Raw genomic sequence first — 2488 nt, forward strand, 5'->3', positions numbered from 1 at the left:
TGTCCGTGGCCATGGAAGTGTCACCGCTGGTGGCCAGTGAAAGTCCCCACCTCGCAGGGGGCTAGTTGATCTTTTGGGTCCTTCAGGGCGAAGACTGGCGGCGCCAACCTGCAAGTCATCCGCCCTGAAGGACACCCCTATTGAAGACTGCGAGGCAAGAGTTGGACATCATCAACGCCTACGAAGAGACCGGATCAATGCGTGCGGCCGCGGCGTTGTGTGGCACGACCCACAAGACGGTCAGCCGGGTGCTGGCGCGTCGGGCTGCCGGTCAGCGGCCCGGCCGGCGTCGGTCGCCGGTGCCGGGGCTGGCCGAACCGTATGAGGATCTGATCTTCGACAAGGTCAAGAGCACCGACGGGCGGATCACCGCCAAGCGGCTGCTGCCGATCGCGCGGGCTGCCGGCTACGAGGGTTCGGCGCGCACGTTCCGGCGGACAGTGGCTGAGCAGAAGGCCAGGTGGAAGCGGCTGCGGCGGGTGTATCGGCCGTGGGCGCCGAGCCCGGGTGAGCATCTGCTGATCGACTACGGGACCGTGACGCGCGGCCCGAACACCGGGCTGAAGATCTTCACCGCGGTGCTGGCCTGGTCACGGTGGCGGTTCGTGCGCTTCACCCGCGACGAATCCCTCGAGACGACGCTGCGGATGCTGGCCGAGTGCTTCGAGGCCGCCGGCGGGGTCCCGGCAGTGGTCCTGGCCGACCGGATGGGCTGCCTCAAAGGCGGAGTCGTGGCCAACGTGGTCGTCCCGACCGCGCAGTACGTGCGATTCGCGGCGCACTACGGGTTCCGGCCGGACTTCTGCGAGGCCAAAGACCCCGAGTCCAAGGGCGCGGTCGAGGCCGCGGTCCGGCTGGCGAAGTCGGACCTGGTCGTGCCCGCCGACGACTTCGACGGCGACCTGAGCGTGGCCAACGCCGCAGCTGTCGCGTGGTGCGCCGAGATCAACGCGATCAAGCACAGCGAGACCCAGGCCGTCGCCGACGACCGCCTGGCCGTCGAACGTGACGTGCTGCGCACGCTGCCGTCGCTGCGGCTGGAAGGCCGCCGCGGGGTGGCCCGCAAGGTCGACAAGCTGTCGACGGTGCGCATCGGGTCGGCCCGCTACTCGGTCCCGCACCGCTTGGTCGGACAGCACGTCGAGGTCGCCACCGTCGACGACCGGATCGAGGTCTGGCACGACGGCGACCTGGTCGCCGCCCACCGCCTGGTCGCGCCGGGCGAGACGTCGATCGCCGACGAGCACTACGACCGTCCCGCGCGCCGACCCCGCCGGGCGGTGCGCCCACGTACCAAGACCGAGACCGCGTTCCTCGCCCTGGGTGAGACTGCCGAGGCGTTCCTGCGCGCCGCAGCTGCGGCCGGCACGACCCGCCTGCCAGGGCACCTGGCCGACATCGTCGCGCTGGAGGCCGCGCACGGTCGTGACAAGCTGATCGCCGCGCTGGCCAGGGCCCTGGAGTTCCGCCGGTTCACCGCCGATGACGTCCGGGCGATCCTGGCCGCAGGCCCCGGCGCGCCCCAGCCCACGGCGGCGGGACAGAAACTGGCCGCGGTGCTGCCGCTGGTCCCGACCCGGTCCCTGGACGCCTACCGGGCCGACACCCTGCGGCAGGTGGCCTGATGCCCCCACGCACCCGCGCCACCGCCGTTCCGGCAGCACCGCCACCGCTGGCCGCCGACCTCGTCGACGGACTCAAACGGCTGAAGCTGTCGACCGTCCGCAGGCTCGCACCCGAGGTCCTGGCCACCGCGAAAGTCCAACGCTGGGCGCCCGAGGAGGTGCTGCGCACCCTCATCGACGCCGAGATCACCGCCCGCGACGAGTCCAACCAGGCCAACCGCCTCAAGGCCGCAGCGTTCCCCGTGGTCAAGACACTCGACGAGTTCAAGGTCCAAGCCTCGTCGATCCCGCAGGCCACCTTCGACTACCTGTCCGCCGGCGAATGGATCGCCAAGGCCGAGAACCTCTGCCTCGTCGGACCTGCCGGAACGGGCAAAACACACCTGCTGATCGCCCTGGGCCACGCCGCCGTGGTCGCCGGGCACCGGGTCCGCTACCTGTCCGCGGCCGAGCTCGTCGAGCAGCTCTACCGCGGCCTGGCCGACAACTCCGTCGGCCAGGTCATCGACACCCTGCTACGCAACGACCTGGTCATCGTCGACGAGATCGGCTTCGCGCCGCTGGACGACACCGGCACCCAGCTGCTGTTCCGGTTCGTGGCCGCCGCATATGAGCGCCGGGCCCTGGGCATCGCGTCGCACTGGCCGTTCGAGCAGTGGGGCCGGTTCCTGCCCGAACACGTCACCGCGACCAGCCTGCTCGACCGGCTCCTGCACCACGCCACTGTCGTGGTCACCGAAGGCGAGTCCTTCCGCATGCTGGAGGCCCGCACCCGCACCACCCGGAGCCGCCCATGAACTGACATGACCACAGGTGGCGACATTCGCTGGCCACCAGTGGCGACCTCACGATGGCCGTTGACA

2 protein-coding genes are annotated in these 2488 nt (G+C 70.4%); both read left to right on the forward strand.

Features of this window, described 5'->3' with window-relative positions; genetic code table 11:
- Nucleotides 1-140: 140 nt before the first annotated feature.
- Complete coding sequence (istA, locus tag ACFQO7_RS37620) at nt 141-1625, forward strand: IS21 family transposase (protein ID WP_376810872.1); 1485 nt, start codon at nt 141-143, stop codon at nt 1623-1625.
- Nucleotides 1625-2422, forward strand: coding sequence for an IS21-like element helper ATPase IstB (istB, locus tag ACFQO7_RS37625; protein ID WP_376810873.1), 798 nt, complete (start codon nt 1625-1627; stop codon nt 2420-2422). Before istA ends, istB begins: the two co-directional genes overlap by 1 nt.
- Nucleotides 2423-2488: the final 66 nt, after the last annotated feature.

Origin of the sequence: Catellatospora aurea, assembly GCF_042663325.1 — a bacterium.
Classification (GTDB): domain Bacteria; phylum Actinomycetota; class Actinomycetes; order Mycobacteriales; family Micromonosporaceae; genus Catellatospora; species Catellatospora aurea.

What these genes read in the sequence shown, in the direction of transcription:
- istB (WP_376810873.1), top strand. Translation starts at nt 1,625, where the DNA reads ATGCCCCCACGCACCCGCGCCACCGCCGTTCCGGCAGCACCGCCACCG.